Genomic DNA, 24293 nt, shown 5'->3' with positions numbered 1-24293 from the left:
CATCTCTTACTTTGCTCAGATTATAGATACCCGACTTCTAAAAGAAGTCGGGTATCCTGCTAGATATGATGTTTGTTGAACCGCTATAGGAATCCGATTTGATTATTGAAAAAATCTCAGTATTTGTAGGGTGGGCATTGCCCAACGCCACTCCTCTCAACGCGGGAAACTCCTCCGGATTCGGCGGTCTACCTGGTGCTTCAGACGCATGTGTGGCTGCGCTCACCGCGCACGAGGGTGGCTCCCCTACGTGTATTTCAGAAACCAAATACTAATCCTATATACGGCAATACTGTACAACAAAATTGACACACTACTAGTATAATTGAGAAATATTCTAATTAATAAAACACCAGTTAACTAAAATATTTACATCAGATATTTTGCTAATCCCAAAAATTATATTTACTTGCTCAAAGTTGCTGAATTTCATATAAATTTTTTGTTAACTTTTTCAGAAAATATTTGACAAATATAAAAATTTTTATCCCGACATATCTTAACTATTTGAATTACATCTTTTATCCTTTTCTTAATCTTCACATGAAAACATATTGACGCTAGCTGAGTTCTCTCATAACTACTTTCGTCAAACCAAAATCTGTAATCCTAAATTCTCCGCCACTAAAGCTGTTTAAAATTTGGCGTTAGACTATCATTGCTTCAGCAATTGGTTACTCCAACTTTTCAGGTGTGAGTGTAATTTTTCTTCAAGCAATGTCATAAGAGAACTCAAATAGCTTGCAAAAAAGTAGACCTACATTCAAAGAGATAGAAATATCCTACATATGGCTATTCAAAACGGAAGAACCACAGCATCTGCTTACGTCAATACACTTCCTGATGGCGCACAATATAGTGTTGTGCCTTTGTTGACCGTAGGGGATGAAGTACCCTTATTGACTAATACATTCAATACTACAGAAGCGCCTAAGGTTGATAGCGCTGAGAAATATGCTTTCACTGGTATTCCTGATGGTACAGGGGCAAAGCAAGTCACCATTGGTGGTCAAACCTACAACTATGTGTGGGTAAACCACGAGTTAGCTAACACTGCAACAGCAGATATTTCTACCACTTTTCCTGGTGAAAAAATCACTGGTGCTAGAGTATCTCTGTATGTATTTGATGCTAACTGGAGAGTAATTGGTGGTAAAAACCTGATCGACACCGTCATCGATAGCACAGGTACTTACACCTTAAACACCACCACTGGTCTGTATACCAATGCAGCCACCGGACAAACCTTCAGTTTCAACCGTTTTTGTTCAGCCTATCTAGCTGAAAGTGGTTTTGTCGATGCTAGTGGTAAAGAAGTACCAGTTTTCTTTGCACCTGAAGAAGGTGGTAACACCAGTCGTGGTTGGGCTGTCACCCCAGATGGTAAAGCTGTGGCCATTGATGGTTTAGGTCGCTACTCCCAAGAAAACGTCGTTTCTGCTTCCCAGTATCGGGCTACCAACTCCAATAAAACCGTACTGTTCTCCACAGAAGACTTTGAAGATGGCGAAGTCTACATGTGGGTGGGAAATCAAACCGCTGATGACCCCAATGGCTTTAAGAATGGTGATTTGTACGTCCTTAAAATAGACGGTGCAGATTTTGAAGGACAAGTCACCGAAGGAGTCAAAAAAGCTGCTACCTGGACAAAGGTAGACAAGTCAGTCGTTTATAACGCTGATGGCACACCGAAAGCCACAGGTGTTGATCTTAGTACCTTTGCTAATAGTGCAGGTAAATCAACCAGCTTCCAGCGCCTAGAAGATTTTGCAGAAGACCCCAGCAATCCTGGAACCTTTTATTTCGTCACTACTGGCACCAGAAATAAACAGGGTCAAGGTGCAGCCGCTGGTGTAGCTGCTACTCCCGCAGAAGCCGAAAACCCCTATGGCAGATTGTATCGCTTTAGTTTAAACACCAGTGACCCCACTGCTGCCATCAATAACTTTGAATTAGTGTTGACTGGTGGTCCTGGTAAGGGCAACAGCTATGACAACATCGTTGTTGATAAATCTGGCAAAATCCTGATTCAAGAAGACCAAACTTCCTTTGGTGGCGACTTGATGAAGGCAGAAAACCGGGAAGCCTCCGTCTATTCTTTCGACCCTGCGACCAAAACCCTTTCTCGTCTGTTTGCACTCAATGAAGATGCTGCGGGTACGCAGTTCAACAAACCTGATGTTAAGGGCGAGTGGGAAAGTTCTGGGATTATCGAAATTCCTTCCCTATCTCTCTCAGGGTCCAGTGCTTACCTGTTTGATGTCCAAGCCAGTACTGTAGTCAATGCAGCCGGTTCTACCGCTGTTCTCAACGGTAATCATGTTGCAGGTGGACAGCTTTTAGCCGCAATTCCCCAGGTTGCTCAAAAGCCAGTTGTAGATGGTAGAACTACTGACCCTGCTTATGTAAAACCACTGGATGGTGTTGATTACAGACTGAATCAACTGCTGACAGTAGGTGATGAAGTTCCTCTGTTAACAGGTAAATTTGGTGACTTTGTCGCCAGTGCTACTGAAAAGTATGCTTTTACTGGCACTCCTGATGGTATGGGTATCTATGAGACTGCTGATTTCTACTACGTCTTTATCAACCACGAATTTAGCAGCACCACGAAAACAGATATTTCCTCTACTATTCCTGGACAAATCACAGGTGCGCGAGTTTCTTTATTACAGTTTGATAAAAACTGGAAAGTGATCGGTGGTAAGAACCTAATTGAGAAAGCGGTAGATAGTCAAGGTAAAGAACTTGGCAAAATTACCGTGACAGCCGATGGCGTAACTCAAACAGCGAATTTTGCTTTTGACCGCTTCTGTTCAGCTTACCTCGCAACCTCTGGCTTTGAAGGCGGCCCGGTATTTTTCGCCCCGGAAGAGTTTGCTGATGGTCGTGGTTGGGCTGTGACAACTGATGGTACTGCACAAGCGATCGATGGTTTAGGTCGCTTCTCCAAAGAAAACGTCTTAGCAGCGTCTCAATATCGCGCTACTAACTCCACTAAAACAGTATTACTATCAACTGAAGATGGTGGTGATGGCGAACTTTACATGTTCGTTGGTAATCAGACAGCAGCAGACCCCAATGGCTTTAAAGATGGCGACCTTTATGTTTTGAAGGTTACAGGATATGACTACGAAACCTTAGCAGAAGGGACTAAAGTCAAAGCCACCTGGACTAAAGTCGATCGCTCGGCGGTTTATGATACTAAAGGGACTAGCGATCGCTCAGACGATCAACCCCTCAGTAGCGGTACTCCCCTCAGTAACTGGGTAAACGCTAGTGACAACGGCGTACTCCGTTCCACCAACTTCCGCCGTCTGGAAGACATCGCAGAAGACCCAAATAATCCTGGTACCTTCTACTTTGTCACCACCGGGAATACAGACAAAGTTCCCAATACAACCATTGAAGATAATGCTTTCGGTAAAGCTTATCGTTTCAGCCTCAACGCAAATGACCCCACAGGCGAAATTAGTAATTTTGAATTAGTGCTAACCGGTGGTGCAAACACAGGAATTAGCTACGACAACATAGTTGTTGACAAAAACGGCAAACTCTTGCTACAAGAAGACACAGCTGGTCGTGGTGGTGAAGTAGTCAATGCCCAAAAACGCAACGATCGCGTTTGGTCTTACGATATTGCTACTGACACAGTCACACCCCTGTTTGAAATTGACCAGAACGCACAAGGTACAGCATTTAACACCGCCTTTGGCAACTGGGAAACCTCCGGAATTGTGGAAATATCCCCTAATACTCAACTAGGTCGCAGTTCTTATGTATTTGATGTCCAAGCTGCTATAAGCAATGGCATAGACCTCAATCAGTTAAATGTCCTCAATGGCAACCATAACGCCGGTGGTCAGCTACTAATTGCTACACCAGTACCAAAAGTTGAGTTAGTGGGTTATGCTTCTTTCCCCGCTGATACCTACGCTGAAGGGCCAAAATCTGGTCAAGGAATTTCCGCCAACGGTAGAACAGGCCCCTTCCCCGGACAACCAATACAAGGTTTCAGTGCTGTTCAATTTGCCAACAATAACTCTTTCTACTTCCAGCCAGATAACGGCTATGGCGCGAAAGATAACAGTGCAGATTATTTGCTGCGTGTTTATCGTGTAGACCCCAGTTTCAAAGGTGCAGAAAATGGCGATGCTAGCGTCAAAGTTTTAGACTACATCCAATTCTCTGATCCCAACAAGAAAGTTCCTTTCAAAATCACTAATGAAGGAACATCTGACAGATTATTAACTGGTGCTGACTTTGACATCGAGTCATTTGTCATTGATAAAGACGGTTCATTTTGGGTGGGAGAAGAATTCGGCCCTTACCTGCTGCATTTTGACAGCACTGGTAAGTTATTAGAAGCCCCCATTGCCACACCAGACACCTTCAAAACTCTAGATGGTAAAGCCCCGAAAGTTCTCGGTCACAGAGGTGCTAGTGGCTTCCGTCCAGAACACACCTTAGAATCTTATAAGCTGGCAATTGAGCAAGGCGCTGACTTTATTGAACCAGATTTGGTAGTCACTAAAGATGGCGTGTTAATTGCTCGTCACGAACCCGCTTTAGCGCTGTTGAATGCTGATGGTAGCGTCAACCTCAGCAACACAACCACAGACGTTTACAAACGTCCAGAGTTTGCTAGTCGCTTGAAGACTGTAACTTTAGACGGCACAAAAGTTACCGGGTGGTTTGCTGAAGACTTCACCTTAGCAGAAATCAAGCAACTAAGAGCAGTAGAGCGTCTATCTTTCCGTGACCACTCCTTTGATGGACAACTAGAGGTTCCTACCCTCACAGAAATCATTAACTTAGTTAAGGATGTAGAAGCGAAAACAGGTAAAAAAATCGGTATCTACCCAGAAACCAAGCACCCAACCTACACCCAAAATGAAGCTACTTATGTAGGCACAACCACTAAGATTAACCGCAATCTGGGTCAGATCCTGATCGATACACTCAAAGCCAATAACTTCACTGATCCTAACCGCATTTTCATCCAGTCCTTTGAAGTCGGCAACCTCAAGGAACTGCATGATGTAATTATGCCGAAAGCTGGGGTAGATATCCCACTGGTGCAACTTTATGATGCCAGTGATATTGATATCAACGGCAAACTGATCGAAAGCCGTCCCTACGACTTTGTGGTAAGCGGTGACAAACGCACCTATGGCGATTTGCGGACACCAGAAGGTTTAGCGGAAGTCGCTAAGTATGCTGACGGTATTGGTCCTTGGAAGCGGATGATTGTTAGTGTCAAGGGTACTGATGCTGATGGGGACGGCAAGGCAGATGATGTGAATAAGGATGGAGTAGTTAATGATGCCGACAAGACAACATTACCGCCTACTACCTTAGTTCAAGACGCGCACAAAGCCGGATTGCAAGTTCACCCTTATACCTTCCGCAATGAAGCGCAATATCTCGCAGCAGATTACAAAGGTAATCCAGAGCTAGAGTTTCAGCAATTCATTCAACTGGGTGTGGATGCCTTCTTTACTGACTTCCCAATTACAGGCGATAAAGTCCGCGATTTACTCAGCGACCCTCAGTATAGATTGGTTCGTTCTCCACAAAATCCTGATGTACTTGCCGGAAATGCGGTTGCTAACTTGGGTGGTTCCAAAGGCTTTGAGGGTACAGCCATCAACGCTAGCCAAACCAAACTCTATGCACTCTTAGAAGGAACAGTCCAAGGCGATCCTGCTGGGACTTTGCGGATTAATGAATTTGACATTGCTAGCCGCAAGTACACCGATAAGAAACTGTACTACAGACTCGATAATTCCGCAAATGCGATCGGTGATATCACTGTCATCAATGATAACGAGTACTTAGTTATTGAACGGGATAATAACCAAGGTGCGGCTGCTAAATTCAAGCGGATTTACAAAATCGACTTGTCTAAAACTGATGCTAACGGCTATGTAGTCAAAGAAGAAGTTGCAGACTTGTTGAACATCAAAGATCCTAACGACTTGAACGGTGATGGTAAGAAAACCTTTGACTTCCCATTCCAAACAATTGAAAGCGTAGTGGTTATTGACAAAAACACCATTTTGATTGCCAATGACAACAACTATCCTTTCTCTACAGGTCGTCCGGGAAATGATCCGCAAAATCCCAAAATCGACAATACCGAAATTCTGCTGCTGAAACTAGAGAAGCCTCTGAATCTTGCTGCTAATTTAGGTCAACCCAAAGCAGAAGAGATTAAGTTTGGTTCTACCGCTAGTGATGATATTACCGTCAAGCCGAATCAAATCACATTCACAGGCGACGGTGCAGATACTGTTGATGCTACCAAAGACAGCAAAATCAATACTGGTAGCGGTGACGACACAGTCTTTGTTGGCAGCAACTCTGATGTGTCTACAGGGGACGGTAACGATGTAGTTTTAGTAGGTGTCAACGGCCCTGCTAGCAATACCAGCGTTGATGGTGGTGCGGGTAATGATGACCTGATCGTAGTGGAAGCCAATGGTGTTAACAATATCTTTGGTGCTGCTGGTAATGATAGCCTCCAGGTAATTGAAGGTTCTCGTCAAAACCTCTTCGGTGGCTCCAATAACGACACCCTGATTAGTAGCGGTAGCAATAACCGTCTCTATGGCGGTTCTGGCGATGACAAACTCTTCTCTAATACCAATGACTTCCTATCTGGTGGTGATGGTGATGATGTGCTATTTGCTGGTAAAGGTGGTGGTAATCGCCTGACAGGTGGTGCTGGCGCTGATCAATTCTGGGTTGCTAATGGTAGTCTGCCAACTGCTAAGAACGTTGTTACAGACTTCACCTTAGGAACTGATGTGATTGGTCTTGGTGGTATTTCTGGAGTGACTCAGTTCAGTAATCTGACTCTGTTGCAACAAGGTGGTGATACTTTGGTGAAAACCGGAAATACTGAATTAGTTTCCATTCTGGGAATTACAGCAAATACTCTCACGGCTAACAACTTTGCTTTCTCAGCTAGTGTAGTTGCTTAGTACAGCTTTGCATAAGTTCGTAACTTTTTTAAACGCAGAGGGACGCTGAGGTAGGCGCAAAGGTAAGCAGAGTTTTACCAAAGTCAATCTTTGTTTCCTGGAAAATAACCTGAATCAAGCGAGGGAAGAACATTCCCTCGCTTTGATTTTTTCATCAAGTATCTCATAGGCGATCGCCTATTCCCAGATTTATATTTAGTACTCGAAAACTTAGTGAGCTAACAAATTTTCTTTTTTAACTAAATCACTACTTCGCCTTAAATTTGTAGCATTAAATTTATCTAGTCGATCCATTGATAAAAATCTATTGACACCAAGGTTCGTCTGACTTGGAATGCAATATCCTAGTGGGCTGACTTCTCAGCTAGTAATCCACTCTAGAAAAACTTGGGACAAAAATACGAATCATCAGGAGCTGACCCAAGTTTTTCAATTAAGTATTCATTATAAATGCGCGATCGCCACGGGTCACTATCGGGGAGATACAGGCGACTTCAGCAACACTGTCTATACTGGTTATCCAGTCAAAAGAGGCAGGGGAGCAGGGCAGGGAGCAAGGGGGAAATCTGAAGGCGACACCCGACCCCGCAAATCCTGGTCATACGCTCTACGAAAACACAGATATTTTTGTTACTGCCGATCACGGGTTTTCCACAATCAGTAAGCAGGCTATAGGGGTTACATTTGATGCAGTCGGCACACCAACCTACATCAACACAACCAGCTACTCTTCAACCCTGAGCTACTACACGGTAGATGCTACCACTGGTGTTAAGACTCCTACTGTTCACGCTGGATTTTTACCCCCTGGTTTTGTAGCGATCGACCTCGCCCATGACCTCGGATCGACTCTCTACGATCCAAATCAACCGACAGCCCCCGTCACCACCAACAATATCAACAATATTCAGTCACAGCTAACAGCTTTGCTTTCTCGGCTAGTGTAGTTGCTTAGTGATTAGGGGCACAACATTTCCGTTGTGCCCCTAATAAATCAAGCGGGGGAATAGTATTTCCTCGCTTTGATTTTATGAGTGTGGTTGCAACATCCTGTATATGCGATCGCTCACGCCAAGATTAATATTTAGTGCTTAAAAATATTAGTTAATCTGATATATTTTCTTTTTTTTAACTCAATTACAACCTGCTCTTAAACATATTCCATTAAATTTACTTAGTAACTCCATTGATAAGACTCTATTGATACTAAGTTACCAAGGCTAATCTAACCTGTAATCAAGCATCCTGCTAGGCCGACTTCTCAGCCAGTAATGCATTTAGGAAAAAAAGGGTATAAAAAAGCAACCGTGAAGAGTCGATCTAAATTTTTCAATTAAGTATTCATATAGATATGCGATCGCTCCAACTAACGGCAAACCAATGTTAGTGTCACGCGACTTATGGAGCATCTAACCCGCTCATAACAAGCATTTGCGTTCAGTTTATTCTCGCCTTCCTGCCGTCCATCAGAATTATTTCCAGGAAATTTTATGGCTTTCAATAATGTTGATCTGTCTACCTATGTCAGGGTTGGCCGGTACGACCTACCCGAACCTACGCGTACTACTCCGCCTACCAACAGCCTGCTAGCGCAGGAAGTCTCGGCTGTCACCTACAACTGGGACACTGACACGCTGTTCGTTGTCGGTGATGGCAGCACATCGATTGTTCAAGTAACCAAGACTGGGCAGTTGATCAACTCTATGACGTTGGCACCTGGTAGTAGTCCACAAGGCACTGACTTCTATGATACGGAAGGACTTACCTATGTTGGTGGTGGTAAGTTCGTCTTGGTCGAGGAGCGAGACAGACAGGCCAGTTTGTTCACCTATGCCGCTGGCACAACGCTAACCAAAAGCAATGTACAAACTGTAAAACTCGGTACGACAGTCGGCAATATCGGGATTGAAGGTATCTCCTATGACCCGCAGACAAGCGGATTCGTCGCCGTCAAAGAGGTTACACCAGAAGGAATATTTCAAACGGGCATCAATTTTGCGGCGGGGACTGCGACCAACGGTTCACCCACTACAGAAAACTCGACTAACCTTTTCGATCCGGCATTGGCAAATCTTTTAGACTTCGCGGACGTTTACGCATTATCGAATCTATCGTCTTTGAATGGGCAAGCCGATTCTAGCCACCTGCTGGTGTTGAGCCAAGAATCAGGCAAGATCGTCAACATCGATCGCACTGGCAAGATTTACAGTTCACTAACCATCGCCTCTGATCCAGGTAATCCGTTGTCTGTTCCAGACCAGCAACATGAAGGTCTGACGATGGATAACAATGGTTATCTGTATGTCACCAGCGAGAATGGCGGTGGTGACATCAATCACCCGCAACTCTGGGTATACGCACCGTCGGCAGTTACAGCAACCAATCAAGCACCTACGGCTGTAGTGCTGAATAATAAAGTCAATGCGATCGCTGAAAACACCAGCACCGCCAGCCGGATTAAAGTGGCAGACATTGCCATCACCGATGATGCGCTGGGGACAAATACCCTCAGCTTGAGTGGGACAGATGCTAGCTTCTTTGAAATTTCGGGCAGTGCATTATACCTCAAGGCTGGAACCACTCTTTCCACAACCAAGACCAGCTATGGCGTTACCGTCAATGTAGACGATACAACCGTTGGCAGCACCCCGGACGCAACCACGACTTTTACATTAGCGATCGCCAAAGCCCTAGCCCCCTCCACTCTGATCATCTCTGAGGTGACACCCTGGAGCAGCGGCAATAGCCCCTATGCTGCCGACTGGTTTGAGGTGACAAATACTGGCACGAGTGCCGTAGACATCACTGGCTGGAAGGTAGACGACAACTCTAACACCTTTGCATCAGCGATCGCCCTCAACGGTGTTAACAGCATTGCTCCAGGGCAATCGGTCATCTTCATCGAGGGTGATGCCGCCACCGCTAGCGCCTTCAAGAGTGCATGGTTCGGTAACAATGTTCCCAGCGGCTTTACTATCGGTACTTATAGTGGCGCTGGCATCGGTCTAAGCACCGGTGGTGATGAGGTGAATCTCTTCGATGCGATCGGTAATCGGATTACTGGTGTTAGCTTCGGTACATCTACCACTGGCTTCACGTTCAATAACGCCGCAGGTTTAGGCAGCGCCACGCTACCGCTGCCGACTATATCGACCTTGAGTGTCGCTGGGGTTAACGGTGCCTTCCTGGCGTCCGATGGTGTAGAAACCGGCTCTCCAGGCAAGATTTTTAAAGAATCTATAGGCTTCTCTGGGGTGGCTGCAGGTGATGCAACGTCAAGTGACGCGATTCTCTGGACTCGCACCTACAATCCTGTCACCCAGAAGGGCGACTATACAAACCTGATTGCCCAGGTTTCTACTGATGCCAACTTTGGTAAGATTGCCTTTTCATACAACGTCCCTGCTAGAACTGACGGTCTTGATCACGATGGCACAGCGAAAGTGGATGCCACAGGTTTGCAGAGTGGTACTAAATACTACTATCGTTTCGTGACTGCGACAGGTGATGTTAGTCCAGTTGGTACATTCAAAACCGCGCCAGATACTACTGCTAGTGTTCCCGTGCGTTTTGCTTTTAGTGGTGATGCTGATGGTTTGATGCGACCTTATCCATCTACCCAAAACTTTAGCAGCCTGAATTTAGATTTCTTTGTGTTCTTGGGAGACACAATTTACGAGACTGCAAGTACTGGATCTCCCGCGGCGGCTGATGCTGCCGTCAATCCTACCCAAGCTTTAATCGATTACCATCGCAAATATCTAGAAAATATTCAACCTGTTTCCAAGGGTGGCTTTGCTAGTTTGGAAACATTGTTTACTTCTCAAGGTAACTATACTGTCCTAGATAACCACGAACTAGGGAATAAACAGCTGATCAATGGTGGCGCACCCATTAGTTTAGCGACTGCTTCCGGTAATGGTTCCAGCAATATCGCAGATGACGTAAATAAAACTGGTACGTTTATCAACGACACTGTGGGATTTAAAATTCTCGAGCAGGCTTATTCCGACTACCAGCCGATTAAAGAAAAAATTATTTCTGCTCCTAACGATCCTCGCACCGATGGGACTCAGCAGCTTTACAATGCCCAGCAGTGGGGTCAGAATGTCATTTATGTGAACACAGACACGCGCTCTTACCGCGATGTGCGATTGAAGACTGCGGCGGGAGCAGATGACACTGGACCTCGTGCAGACAATCCCGATCGCACTATGCTGGGTAAAACCCAACTGGCTTGGCTAAAGCAAACTCTGTTGGATGCTCAAAACAACGGTACAACTTGGAAGTTTGTCAGCGTATCTGATCCTATAGATCAAATTGGGGCGATCGGTTCTGGCGCTGATGGTGGTAAGTCATGGATTGGTGGCTATCGCGCAGAACGCAATGACTTACTGAAATTTATTGCTGATAATGACATCAGAAATGTCGTCTTTTTGGCTACCGATGACCACCAAAATCGGATCAACGAGTTAACCTACTTCGATAATATTAACGATCCCACCAGTGTTAAGGTTTTACCTTATGCTTTGTCGATCGTTGATGGCCCCTTAGGTGCTACTGGCCCGGATGCCATTACTGACCACAGTTTCAGCAACATCAAGTCTTTAGCCGATAAACTTGTAACAAGTCAAATAGCTGCTAATGTCAACCCCGTCGGTTTAGATCCTAAATACCCAGGACTCAAAAATGTTGTGCGTGAAGGCGATGCCAATGCTGACACTCTGCGACAACCGATTGATTTTTACTCTCCTGATACCTATAATTACACCGTTTTTGATATTTCTGCTGATGGAAAAACCCTGAATGTCAATGTGCAAGGAATTAATTCCTATGCAGTCAATACATTTCCAGAACCATCAGCAGCGAATCCAGTGCGATCAATTCTCAGTTTTAGTCTTGATGCTGCACCACCAATAATTAAATTTGGTAGCACTAGTGACGACAACTTACTCACAGTTGCACCTAATCAAACCTTCTTTAGTGGCGATCGCGCAGACACCATAGAGTCCAAAGGAAATAACACTATCATTACTGGCAGTAGTGATGACACAGTGTTTGTTGGTAGCAACTCTGATGTCTCTACAGGCGATGGTAACGATCAAGTTTTAGTGGGTGTCAACGGCCCTGCTAGCAATACCAGCGTTGATGGTGGTGCAGGTAATGATGACCTCACTATAGTAGAAGCCAATGGGATTAACAATATCTTTGGTGCTGTAGGTAGCGACACTCTCCAAGTAGTGGAAGGTTCTCGTCAAAACTTGTTCGGTGGTTCAGGTAACGACACCTTAATTAGTAGCGGTAGCAATAACCGTCTCTATGGCGGTTCTGGAGATGACAAACTCTTCTCTAATACCAATGACTACCTATCTGGTGGCGATGGTGATGATGTGCTATTTGCTGGTAAAGCCGGTGGTAATCGCTTGACTGGTGGTGCTGGTATTGACCAGTTCTGGGTTGCAAATGGTAGTTTACCAACTGCTAAGAATATTGTCACCGATTTTACTTTAGGAACTGATGTGATTGGTCTTGGTGGGATTTCTGGCGTGAGTAAGTTCAGTGATTTAACTCTGTTGCAGCAAGGTGGTGATACTTTGCTGAAGATTGGAAATACTGAAGTTGCTTCTTTATTAGGAATTACATCATCTAGTTTGATAGCAAGTAATTTTGCTTTCTCGGCTAGTTTGATTGGTTAGTGCTACTTTTTTAACGCAGAGGGGCGCGGAGGTAAGCGCTGAGGTTCGCTGAGGTTTTTTTGAGAAACTTTAATTATGCGGGGGGGTATTACTCCCTCGTGTTTTGTATCTTTGAGTGATTACATCTTTAACAGTTATAACTATTTTGAGTTGATAACTGATAACTGATAACTGATAACCGATGGGTTCTAAAACAGATTGGTTTCCTACTCCTATATGGCATTTTTCTGTTGATAATTATGAGTCGCTGAATGCAAAATTGCTACACTTAATCCAGGTTGAACGCTCTCAGGATGAACAGGGTGTGAATATGTCTAATATTCTGGGTTGGCATAGTGTAGATAATCTGCATCGGCGGGATGATTTTCAAGATTTGATGAAAATCATTATGGATAATGTTTTGGAGGTGGCTAATTTTCTGAAGTGGGATTTGGATAAAGTATTTTTAAATATTAATAATTGTTGGGCAATCGTGAATGGTAAGTTTGCTTCTAATTCGGTTCACGATCACCCCAACTCGTTATTAAGTGGTGTTTATTATGTGAAATCGCCTCAAGATTGTGGAGGATTATTTTTTCGTGACCCCAGAGTTGGCGCTCATCGGCTTTTGCCGCCTTATTTAGAATTTACGTCTTGGACGGTGCCAAGTGTGACTTATAAGTCTGTTGAGGGGACTATGATTATTTTTCCCAGTTGGCTGATGCATGGTGTGGAACCTAATTTGAGTGATGAAGAAAGGGTCAGCATTAGTTTTAATATTGGTGTGAAGCCAAGACAATAGACCTCTTGCATAAATATTTTTTTGTTTCACGCAGAGGCGCAGAGAAAGAGAGAAAGAGAGAAATATTGAGACTTTTGCAAGAGGTTTATTAGTTCTGTATTTTAACTTGAGGATAACCACTTGTTAATGATGAATAAATTTAGAAAAAGGCTGGTTTTGAGATTTTATGGTATGTATAAAAATCTCCTAAGATTTCATCAAAGTTTTATATAAATGCCAAAAAGTAACTGTAGTATTTATCTTGTTAATGCAATTGACTAATTAAATATTAATCATTCCTCAGGGTCATTACAAAAAACTGCTGAAGTAAAAAATAGCAATTAAAAGTGAAATTATGATGATTAATGGAACTCCAAATCAGGATGAATTGTACGCGAATAAGAATGACCAAGTTTTTGGTTTTGAGGGAGATGACATCTTAGATGCTAGCAATGGCCAAGGAAATAATTTGCTTGATGGTGGTGCTGGTAATGATCAGCTTTTCGCTAACAATTACGATACTTTAATCGGCGGTGTTGGCGAAGATAGTTTATTTGCTTTAGGTAGTTCGGGTTTTAACAAACTGGAAGGGGGAGAAGATAACGATCGCCTGTTCATCGTCGAAGGTGGTAACAACACACTCGATGGCGGTTCTGGAAGCGATCGCCTAACTGTTTCCGGGGGAACTGGTTATAACACTCTCTTAGGTGGAGTTGGTAGCGATTTCCTCGATGTCTCCAGTGGTACGGGGAACAACAGCCTGGATGGTGGTGATGGCGACGATGTTTTAATTGGTGGATTAGCCAGCGATCGCCTTTTCGGTGGTGCTGGTGATGACTTACTTTTTGCTGGTAAAAAAGGTAGCCAACTTACAGGTGGTACTGGTAGAGACAGCTTTTATATCACTAGTGCAGCGGTTCCGGAAGTACCTCCAGAGGTATTAGATTTTACAAAGGGTGATGATAAAGTTTTAGTGGCTGGGATACCGGAAGTTAAGGCTTTTAGCGATCTCAAACTAGAACAAACGGGATTAGATACAACAGTCAAAGCCAATATTAACGGTACTCTCAAAGAGTTGGGCATATTAAGAAATGTCCAAGCCAATACTCTCACACCAGATGACTTTGGCTTTGATTCGATCAATGCGATTTTCTCGATTAACAGCGCCTCAGCAGTCGAAGGAAATGCGATCGCTTTCACCATCACCCGCACGGGAGATACTCAAACTAATCAGAGTGTCTCTGTATCTACATTTATAGTTGCAGGTGATACAGCTAGTAATAATGACTTTGCAGCTAAAGCTGAAACTATCACCTTTAAACAGGGAGAAACTCAGAAAACTTTTACAGTTCAGACAACTGCTGACGCCATAGTTGAGGACAATGAAACCTTCAGCGTCAATTTAAGCAATCCCACAAATGGGTCAACCATCGGTACTAATGGTGGCACAGCCAAGGGTACTATTATCAATGTAGGTGGTAACTCTAGCGCCGGCGTCACCATCACTGAAAGTAATGGTAATACCAAAGTCACTGAAGGCGGCGCAAACGATGACTACTTAATTGTACTTGCTAGCCAGCCTACTGCTGATGTCACCATTGCCGTCAATAGCGGTAAGCAAATCACAACCAATACTAAAACTCTCACCTTCACCACTCAGAACTGGAATGTAGCGCAAAAAGTGACAGTAGCTGCAGTAGATGATGCGGTAGTTGAAGGCAACCACAGCGACATTATCCAACATACAGCCACAAGTAGCGACACCAAATATAACGGGATTAAAATCAATGCTGTTAACGTCAGCATCACTGACAATGATATCCCACTAGCCAAAAGCGCTGATAATGATGTCTTCACTATCAAAGGCGACAGTAATAAAGCTCAATTGCAAGTCACGCTCACAGGCGGTAGTTCTAGTCTAGTGAACGAATTAGGACTATTTACTGTTGATGATACTAAAGGTACAATCAATGGGATTGCTCCTGGCGCAACAGGTTATGCTCAGGCGGCTTTAGATAGAGCCAAAGTCATTTTCTCCACACTGGCGAATGTCCCTAACGGGTTCAATGCCAACAATCTTAATAGTCTACTGGAGTTGAATTCGGGTGATAACTTGAGATTTTTATTGGTGAAAAATAGTAGTTTTGATAGTGTTCGGGCAGGAGCTACCCCCATTGCAGATATACTATTTGCTGACCCTGCAACACAAAAGATTACAGACTTGGGAAATAATGGATTTTCCTTGGCTTGGAAGACTACTTCTAGCGGAGACTTTCAGGATTTAGTAGTCAATATCAAGCAGACAAACAACTCCTTACCCTTAGGTACAAATCTGCAAGGGAAAGCGCAAGGCGAAGTGATTGACTTGCGGAATGTCACACAACAGGTAAAAGCTGAGTTTGTTGTGAATAGAGAAGCAGCTTTTAATAACTTTGTCGGCTTTTATCAGGTTGTTGATGAGAATGGCGGTATTGATACTAATGGCGATGGTAAGGCTGATATACTTGCTGGACAGGCTGGTTACACACAAGCTGCAGTGCGTGGAAGGGTTGCAGGAATTGACTTAATTGTCAATAACCAAGGTTCAGCCTCTTATACTGGCATTTTTAAACCTGGTGCCATTTTTGCACCATTTTTGATTGTCGATGGCAGAGCGGATGCGATTCTTGATACCAATCCCAATAACGATCCGAGTGTTTATTTCCCATACTTAGGCGCTAATGCAGATACATCAGATCATATTCGGTTGTTTGGGAATAATATCTTTGGCTTTGAAGATTTGCCCAATGGTGGGGACAAAGATTTCAACGATGTCATTGTCAAAGTCAATCTGAGCATTGCTTAGGGTAAAGGCATCTTGGAGGGCAAACGGTTGTTTGCCCCTACCCTTTTGGAAATCTGGTGACATTTTTTGATGCGATCGCCAATTTTCACTGAGAAGATAAAAGTAGTATATATACTGATGGTATTTTGGGCAATTACTCTTAGAATCGATTTTGTCTCAACAATGTTTACGAAATAATACTTAATATTTTCTAAACTTCTGGCATTAATTATTTCTGTTGAATGTTGACTCTTCACAAATAACCAAATAAGCTAACAACTCTCTGAGTTTCATTGGTGCATTCTTAACCAAGTCAAAACCTTTTCTGAACCTTGTATATCTATTATTCCTTTTGCAAGTGACACAAGTGGCAACCCTGTTAAGAAGTGATATGACTACAATTCTGCAATTAGGCGATGCCTGCGGCGGGCTGTGCCTACGCACGCTTACAGGAGCAGAAGTTTTGCCACTTTTGGCAGAATACCAAATCCTGCCGTTGTTAGTAAAAGAGATGATCATTGATCAGGCGATCGCCCATGTTGAGTGTACTTCGGAAGAGGCAAAACAAGCCTCAGAACGATTAGCAGAACAATATCAATTCACCTCCGAGGCTGTGCGTCAGCTGTGGTTACAGCAACACGGGATGAGTGTAAAGCAGTTTGACGCAATGGCCATTCGCCAATTCAAACTGGAAAAATTTAAACAAACTACTTGGAGTGGAGACTTAGAATCCTACTTTTTTCAACGCAAGCCACACTTGGATCGGGTAGTTTATTCTTTGATCAGTACTCCTGATATTGGTATTGCTCAAGAACTTTATTTTCGTATCCAAGAAAAAGAACAATCCTTTGCTCAACTGGCGCGAGAATATGCTCAAGGGCCTGAAGGTGAGACAGATGGTTTAGTTGGCCCGGTGGAATTGCAAACTATTCATCCAATCCTGGCGAAGATGTTGTCTACTAGCCAGCCACAGGAACTATTACCACCAACCCAACTAGGAGAATGGATTGTGATTGTCCGACTCGAAAAGTTACTCCCTGTGAAGTTTGATCGCTCACTGCGTCAGCGGTTGTTGAATGAACGTTTTCATAGTTGGTTGCAAACACAACTAACAGAGCAGAATTGGCAAATTCAGCACCCTGAGAGCGCATACATACTCAGCCAAATTGGGTAATCAAGGTAGCCTTAAAGCTTGATAATACATAAAGATTAGTGGTAGGGCATTGGGCATTAGGCATGGGGAAGAGTGAACACACTGATAATTCGACTACTTTGACTACTTCGACTACACTCAGTACAAGTAACTGATAACTGATAACTGATAACTGAAACCAGGCATGACTTATATTAAGAACGTATTTCAAGATTTTCTCATTACTCTGGAAGGGGTTGATCAATTACCAGAGCAAGAAATCACTAATTTATCAGGACAACTGCAAGCATTCCGCTACCGCATCGGTCAAAAAATTATTGGTAAGGAAAAAATCCCTGATCGCGTCACTATAATTTATGAGGGACAGGTGCGGCTATTGGGATATGACCCCCAAACCCAATTACCAATTACCTTAAAATTGTTGCAGCCTGGGGCAATTTTGGGGGAAATTAGCTTGTTGCGCCAGGTGGCTTGTGAGACAGCGATCGCTTCTACTGAAGTGGTATGTTTAACAATAACTGCGGCTGAATACCTCCGGCTCATGGCTACATACCCAGCTTTTGCTGAGGTTCGCAGACAACCCGCTCACGTAGTCGAAGTTTTCGATGTCATCGGTTTACAGTTAGAACAGCAAGCTCTAGCCAGTGCTAATCTCAAAGAACTCACAGAAAGAGCTTTACCACAGGCAAAAATCCACTATCTACCACCAGGTAAAAACCCATTCAACCAACTAGATAGCGCCAGCATCTGGTTTGTCAGTGGTGGTGGGACAGTTACAGATTTCGCTCTTAGTGCGCGCATAGATGTCAGTGATGGTGGTGGAAATGCGATCGTTGTTCAAGGAAAAACTCCAGCGCGGTTGATTGGTTTATCCCCAGCAGATTTAATATATCTCGATCATCAAGAACCGCTCCAAGTCAACGCAGTCACAGCCGAGATTGTAGACGACGAAGAACCAGAAATTCCTTACGCATCTGACGAAGAAGCTTTCCCGTCAGCATCCTCTTCCTCAAAGAGTGACAAACGTCAAAAATATCCCTTTGTGCGTGGGAATGGGGAATTAAATTCCGCTTTCGCCTGTTTCCAAATGCTCTCGAAGTACCTGCAAATCCCATTCCGCCGGGAAGTGGTACGTCGCATCTTAACTGAGCAACTGAAACGTCAAGGTAGTCTATCATTTCAACTTTGTGCTTACCTAGCAGAGTTAATCGGACTTAAGGCTCAATTAGTAGATATTCCCGCCGCCTCGATTACGCGGATTCCTACACCAGCACTGATTCGCTATGGTGAGAGTTATGCCGTGTTATATTCAGCCGACGCGAGTACTATCATCGTGGGTGTCCCATCCAAAGGTATTGTGCGCTGCAAACCGACGGAATTAATGGCGCACTTAAATATTGACGAAGCAAATTTACCACCCCAAACGAGAATATTATTACTCGCTGCTACCAAAGAAACACCCCAAGAACGTTTTGGTATCCGGTGGTTTCTTCCCTACTTGTCACAGCACCGCCGAGTATTGATCGAAGTTTTTATTGCTTCGTTTTTTGTCCAACTAGCGGCGCTGGCTAACCCGCTCGTCATTCAGTTAATTATCGATAAAGTCATCGTCCAAAATAGTATCAATACCCTCAATGTTTTAGGTGTATTGCTATTAGCTGTAGGCATATTTGAAGCAGTGATGACAACACTGCGGACTTATCTATTTGTGGATACAACCAACCGCATTGATATGGGTTTGGGTTCACAAATTATTGACCATTTACTACGTTTACCGCTGCGTTATTTTGAACGTCGTCCTGTAGGTGAACTCTCTACTCGCATCAACGAACTAGAAAATATCCGTCAGTTTCTCACCGGTACTGCTTTAACAGTCGGATTGGATGCGATATTCTCGGTGGTTTATATTGTTGTGATGCTGTTTTACAGTTGGCAACTCACTGTGGTAGGTTTGGGCACAATTCCATTGTTTGTGTTGATTACTGTCATTGCTTCCCCGACGGTGAGTAGACAGTTACGCGCCAAAGCAGAGCGCAACGCCGAGACTCAATCTTATTTAGTTGAGGTGATGTCAGGGATTCAAACAGTGAAAGCGCAAAATATCGAATTGCGATCGCGCTTTTCTTGGCAAGAGCGTTATGCTCGTTTTGTCGCCGCTGGGTTTAAAACCGTTGTCACATCTACCTTAGCCAATTCTGCCAGCAACTTTCTCAACAAACTTAGTAGCTTGCTGGTGTTGTGGGTAGGAGCGTATTTAGTCCTCAAAGGCGAATTAACCTTAGGGGAATTAATTGCTTTTAGAATTATCTCCGGTTACGTCACCAGCCCCATCTTACGGTTGGCGCAACTTTGGCAAAGCTTCCAAGAAACTGCTTTATCTTTAGAACGGTTAAGTGATATTGTCGATACACCACAAGAAGCAGAAGTCGATCGCCACAATATCCCCTTACCTGCAGTTGTCGGCGCGGTGAAATATGAAAACGTTTCCTTCCGCTTTGCACCGAATGGCCCTCTACAACTGGCTAACGTCAATCTCGAAGTAGGCGCTGGTACATTTGTCGGCATTGTCGGACAAAGTGGCTCAGGTAAAAGTACAATGATGAAATTACTGCTCAGACTTTATGATGTAGAAGCTGGCAGAATTTTGATTGATGGCTACGATATAGCCAAAGTGGAACTTTATTCGCTACGACGACAGATTGGTGTAGTTCCCCAAGATCCACTATTGTTTGACGGTACTGTGCAGGAAAATATCGCCCTCACAAATCCTGACGCTACCACCGAAGAAATTATCGAAGCGGCTCAGATTGCTGCCGCCCACGAGTTTATCATGAGCCTGCCCAACGGTTACAACACCCGCGTAGGTGAGCGAGGCGCGTCCCTATCTGGTGGACAAAGACAAAGAATAGCGATCGCTCGTTCTGTCTTACAACGACCAAAATTATTAGTCCTAGACGAAGCCACCAGCGCTTTAGACTATCCCACAGAACGACAAGTCTGTCTCAACTTAGCCAGTAGTTTCCAGGGCAGCACAGTCTTTTTTATCACCCATCGCCTCAATACCGTTAGTCATGCAGATACCATTGTTGTCATGGATAGTGGCAGGGTGATAGAACAAGGAAGCCATCAGGATTTAATGGCTAGTAGAGGCCATTATTTTTACCTCTATCAGCAACAAGAGGTTAATTTGTAATTAGTCATTTGTTATTTGTAAACAGTAGAGACGCGATTAATCGCGTCTCTACAAGGGTCAAGGGTCAAAATTTATTCCCCCAGTCCCCAATCCCCAATCCCCAATCCCCAATTCCCAATTCCCAAATTTATGACTCAACTAAATGGAAATAATTTTAATAACAACAATGGTAACGGCAAGCGTGATGACGGAGTCAAGTCAGATTCACGTGTAGTGACAGCTATATCAAAAGCTCCTAAAGAATCTTTAGTGAACTTTAAAGATAATAGCCTTGAACACTCTGTTGTGCTGCGGCAATCGCCAATTTGGTCGCGCACAATCATGATAACTTTAATGGTGTTAGCCTGTTTTGGCATAGCTTGGGCTTGTCTGGCAAAAATTGAGCAAGTAGTACCAGCGACGGGTCAATTAAAACCAGAAGGAACAGTTAAAGAAGTTCAAGCTCCTGTTAGCGGAGTAGTGAAAGAGGTTTATATTAAAGACGGAGACACAGTCAAACCAGGAGATTTACTACTGACTTTTGACTCTGTTGCTACTCTTGCAGAGTTAAGTTCTCTAAATAAGATTCGCGTTGCATTACTGCAAGAAAACCAGATTTATCGCCAACTAATGCGCGCCAGTTCTGGGACAGGATCAGAATTAGCGTTTTCACGGGGTAACTTGTCACCAGAAGTTGCTTTTTTATTGAAAAGTCGGGTAGCGTTAGTTTCAGAAAACGACTTGTTGCGAACAGAATTAAAAAAATCTACTACAGATACAGGTGTGGGAAATGATGAGGAACGGCGTTTACAAGTTTCCAGAACAGAAGTAGATTCTCGCGCGGCTGCAGCACAGTTAGAAGTGGAAAAAACTAAGAAACAACTAACTCAAACACAAGTAAAAAATTTAGATACTCAAGCAAGTCTAGCTATCCAAAAAAATATTTTGGATAAACTCAAAATCCTTTCCGAAGAAGGTGGTATTTCCCAGCTACAATATCTTAACCAAAAACAACAAGTACAAAATCTCGCTGCTGAAGTATCACAATTAGCTGAAGAAGAGAAACGCCTGAAGTTTGATATTGAAAAAGGCAGACAGCAACTAACCAATACAGTAGCTGTTTCTGATAAAGGTGTTTTAGAAAAGATAGCTGATAATAAAAAGCGCATTGCAGATATTGACAGTCAATTCCAGAAAGTTGTGCTGGAGAATGAACAGCGCTTGGCAGATGTCAATAGCAAAATTGCTCAAGCCTCGCTGAATGTCAAATATCAAGAACTTCGCGCCCCTGTAGGTGGAGTAATTTTTGATTTACAAGCAAAAAGCCCTGGATTTGTTGCTAACCCCACCCAGAAACTTTTGCAAATAGTACCTAAAGACAACTATATTGCTGAAGTTTTCATTACTAATAAAGATATTGGTTTCGTCCGTAAAGGGATGAAAGTAGATGTGAGAATCGACTCCTTTCCTTTTAGCGAATTTGGCGATATCAAGGGAGTAGTCGATGGTATCGGGTCAGATGCATTACCTCCTGATCAAAATCATCAATTTTATCGCTTCCCAGCGAAAGTTCATTTAAACAAACAATCTTTATCGATTCAAGGTAGAAATATTACTTTACAGTCAGGTATGTCAATCACCGCCAATATTAAAGTCCGTGAAGAACGCAGTGTAATCAGTCTGTTCACTGAGATGTTCACCAAGCAAGTTGAGAGTCTTAAAGAAGTGCGTTAAGCAGGGGCGCGGGAACCGCGCCCTCATTAAGACATCGCCCAAAGTCGAGTAATCAAGAAACTACTGGGAAGCTTTCGGTTCAAATATCAAATACGTTCCTCCTAGCCCTTCGACAATTGTGCGTGTATTAGCAACCATCATTTTCTGATAGCTTTCTCCCTCACTCCCTGGTTCACCAATACTATCAGTATAAAGTTCTCGGTCAGAAATTCTCACTTCTGCATTTCTGGCTACAGACTGAACTAGATTAGGATTTATCGTCGTTTCAGCAAAAATCGTCGGCACTTTAACCTTTTTAATGCCTTGAACTAAGCTTTTAACTCGTGCAGATGTTGGTCTTTGTTCAGTGTTCAGCCCTTCCAAAGTACCTGTTAATGAAAAACCGTAAGCTCTGGCATAATAACCTAGTGCATTATGAGTTGTAACTAACTTTCTTTGATTAGTTGGAATGCTGGCAACTCTCGATTTTATCCAACGATTTAACTGAGTTAATTCATTGATAATTTTTTCCTTGTTACTATTATAGGTTGTTGCATTGGTAGGTTCTATTTTTCCTAGCTTATTACTAATTATTTCTACCATCTTGATAGTGTTCTGCGGATCGTGCCAAATATGCGGATCGATTACTCTCTTGCCATTTTCTTGAAATTGTTGTGGTTTAGTAACTGCAAGTTGCCCAACAGCTATTTTAGGTGTAGAACTTTTAGTCGCTTTAATGATTTTGACTAATCCAGGTTCAAGATTATAGCCGTTATAAAGAATCAGATTCGCTTGTTCAAGGGCTTTGCGGTCTTCTGGCTTTGGACGGTAAACATGGGGGTCTGCACCAGGGGGAATTAAGCAAGTGAGGTTAACTGTGTTGTCAGCAATCTGTTTAGTTAAGTCACAGAGTATGCTTGTCGTGGCTACGACTTGGGTAAGATTATTATTTAATCTTGTGGTTTGAGTGAATGAGGTATTTGCCGCTTGATTTCCACAACCAGAAAATCCCATCGACAAGGTAAATAGGGCAATATGTAAATAATTAATTGAAAGTAATTTTTTCGACATTATTCACTGCCATTAATCAGTTATCAGTTATCAGTTATCAGTATGTAGGGTGGGCAATGCCCACCATATTCCTGGTTTTGGTGGGCATTGCCCACCCTACAGAGACTACAGATACTGAGGTTTTTTCAATAATCAAATTGGATTCCCATACTACAAAAGTTAAAAGTGAAAGAGGTTTTATATCTGGCTGTTAAACTTAGATGCTGTACTTCTTTTATTTGCAACTTGCTGTACTTGAGTCAGGAAAATGTCTAGAAACTTTGCAATACAGCGTCTCTACGGGTGCGATTGATAGGTAAATGATGGGGTGGCTGAATCAAAATATCATTTGTCATCATGCCCAAATTGTTTGATATAAACCGTATTGAGCGTTACACGGTATCTGGGTCAAGAAGTGGGAATAAGATGGTATGTGGAGAGGGTGGCGCGTAATGCTCATACAGTATGGTTTGGCAAACCTAGTGATGAATATAAGGCAATTGTAGCGACAGGTGTGCGAATATTTGGACTAACGTTATCCCTAAATGGGAAAATTGTCAGGAAAAGTTGGTATTCTAGGTGCGATCGCTCGGATATTTACCTAAAATTAATAAAGGCACAGCAACGCTGTGCCCTGATAACTCATAAATCTAACTTTATTAAAAACCCATAGATGGCAAATTGCCTTGCAACAAATGAAATTTAGATTGAACACAGTTAGCGCAATTGCAGCCAAGTTGATCGACGATCGCATTAGATGTAGCAGCCAAAGTCGGTGTTACTAAGTCGGACAGTTGTTGTGTAGCTGGTGCAGATTTTATACCCAATGCCTGTGCAGGATTAGCTAGCATTAGCACAGATGCCAAAAATACCGGACAAGCAAGCAAAATCAGTTTGACTATGTTCATAATTCAGATTTAGATACTGCTGGTGATA

General features: G+C 43.3%; 10 protein-coding genes. 8 read left to right on the top strand and 2 right to left on the bottom strand.

Features of this window, described 5'->3' with window-relative positions:
* The first annotated feature begins 788 nt into the window (after positions 1-788).
* From CAL7507_RS33660 to CAL7507_RS12045, 7 genes are all read left to right on the top strand, one after another.
* Positions 789-6989, top strand: coding sequence for an esterase-like activity of phytase family protein (locus CAL7507_RS33660; protein WP_015128760.1), 6201 nt, complete (start codon positions 789-791; stop codon positions 6987-6989).
* Positions 6990-8479: 1490 nt separating this feature from the next.
* Entirely contained in the window at positions 8480-12685 is a 4206-nt protein-coding gene (locus CAL7507_RS33050; protein ID WP_015128759.1) for an SdiA-regulated domain-containing protein, read from the top strand.
* 181 nt (positions 12686-12866) lie between these two features.
* Positions 12867-13466 (top strand): TIGR02466 family protein, encoded by a 600-nt coding sequence (locus CAL7507_RS12065; protein ID WP_015128758.1) that lies wholly within the window; start codon positions 12867-12869, stop codon positions 13464-13466.
* Positions 13467-13800: 334 nt separating this feature from the next.
* Positions 13801-16290, top strand: coding sequence for a DUF4114 domain-containing protein (locus CAL7507_RS12060; RefSeq protein WP_015128757.1), 2490 nt, complete (start codon positions 13801-13803; stop codon positions 16288-16290).
* 370 nt (positions 16291-16660) lie between these two features.
* Entirely contained in the window at positions 16661-17443 is a 783-nt protein-coding gene (locus CAL7507_RS12055) for a peptidylprolyl isomerase (protein ID WP_042341291.1), read from the top strand.
* A gap of 163 nt (positions 17444-17606) precedes the next feature.
* A complete protein-coding gene (locus CAL7507_RS12050; RefSeq protein WP_015128755.1) occupies positions 17607-20615 on the top strand; it encodes a peptidase domain-containing ABC transporter in 3009 nt (1002 codons plus the stop codon).
* A 129-nt stretch (positions 20616-20744) separates the two neighbouring features.
* Positions 20745-22328 (top strand): HlyD family efflux transporter periplasmic adaptor subunit, encoded by a 1584-nt coding sequence (locus CAL7507_RS12045; RefSeq protein ID WP_015128754.1) that lies wholly within the window; start codon positions 20745-20747, stop codon positions 22326-22328.
* Between the two features lie 60 nt (positions 22329-22388).
* Here CAL7507_RS12045 and CAL7507_RS12040 read toward each other — a convergent pair whose 3' ends face one another.
* Complete coding sequence (locus CAL7507_RS12040) at positions 22389-23378, bottom strand: metal ABC transporter solute-binding protein, Zn/Mn family (RefSeq protein WP_015128753.1); 990 nt, start codon at positions 23376-23378, stop codon at positions 22389-22391.
* A gap of 364 nt (positions 23379-23742) precedes the next feature.
* Between CAL7507_RS12040 and CAL7507_RS31665 the strand changes: the two genes are divergently transcribed.
* Complete coding sequence (locus CAL7507_RS31665) at positions 23743-24030, top strand: hypothetical protein (RefSeq protein WP_144051212.1); 288 nt, start codon at positions 23743-23745, stop codon at positions 24028-24030.
* On the opposite strand, the gene CAL7507_RS12035 is transcribed toward CAL7507_RS31665, so the two are convergent.
* Positions 24017-24265: a hypothetical protein gene (locus CAL7507_RS12035; protein ID WP_015128752.1), complete on the bottom strand. Its 249-nt coding sequence runs from the start codon at positions 24263-24265 to the stop codon at positions 24017-24019. The genes CAL7507_RS31665 and CAL7507_RS12035 overlap by 14 nt on opposite strands.
* Between the last annotated feature and the right edge of the window lie 28 nt (positions 24266-24293).

Source organism: Calothrix sp. PCC 7507 (assembly GCF_000316575.1).
In the GTDB taxonomy this organism is placed as follows: domain Bacteria; phylum Cyanobacteriota; class Cyanobacteriia; order Cyanobacteriales; family Nostocaceae; genus Fortiea.
The sequence above is the reverse complement of the archived record's forward strand: the minus strand, read 5'-3'. Positions and strand labels throughout refer to the sequence as shown.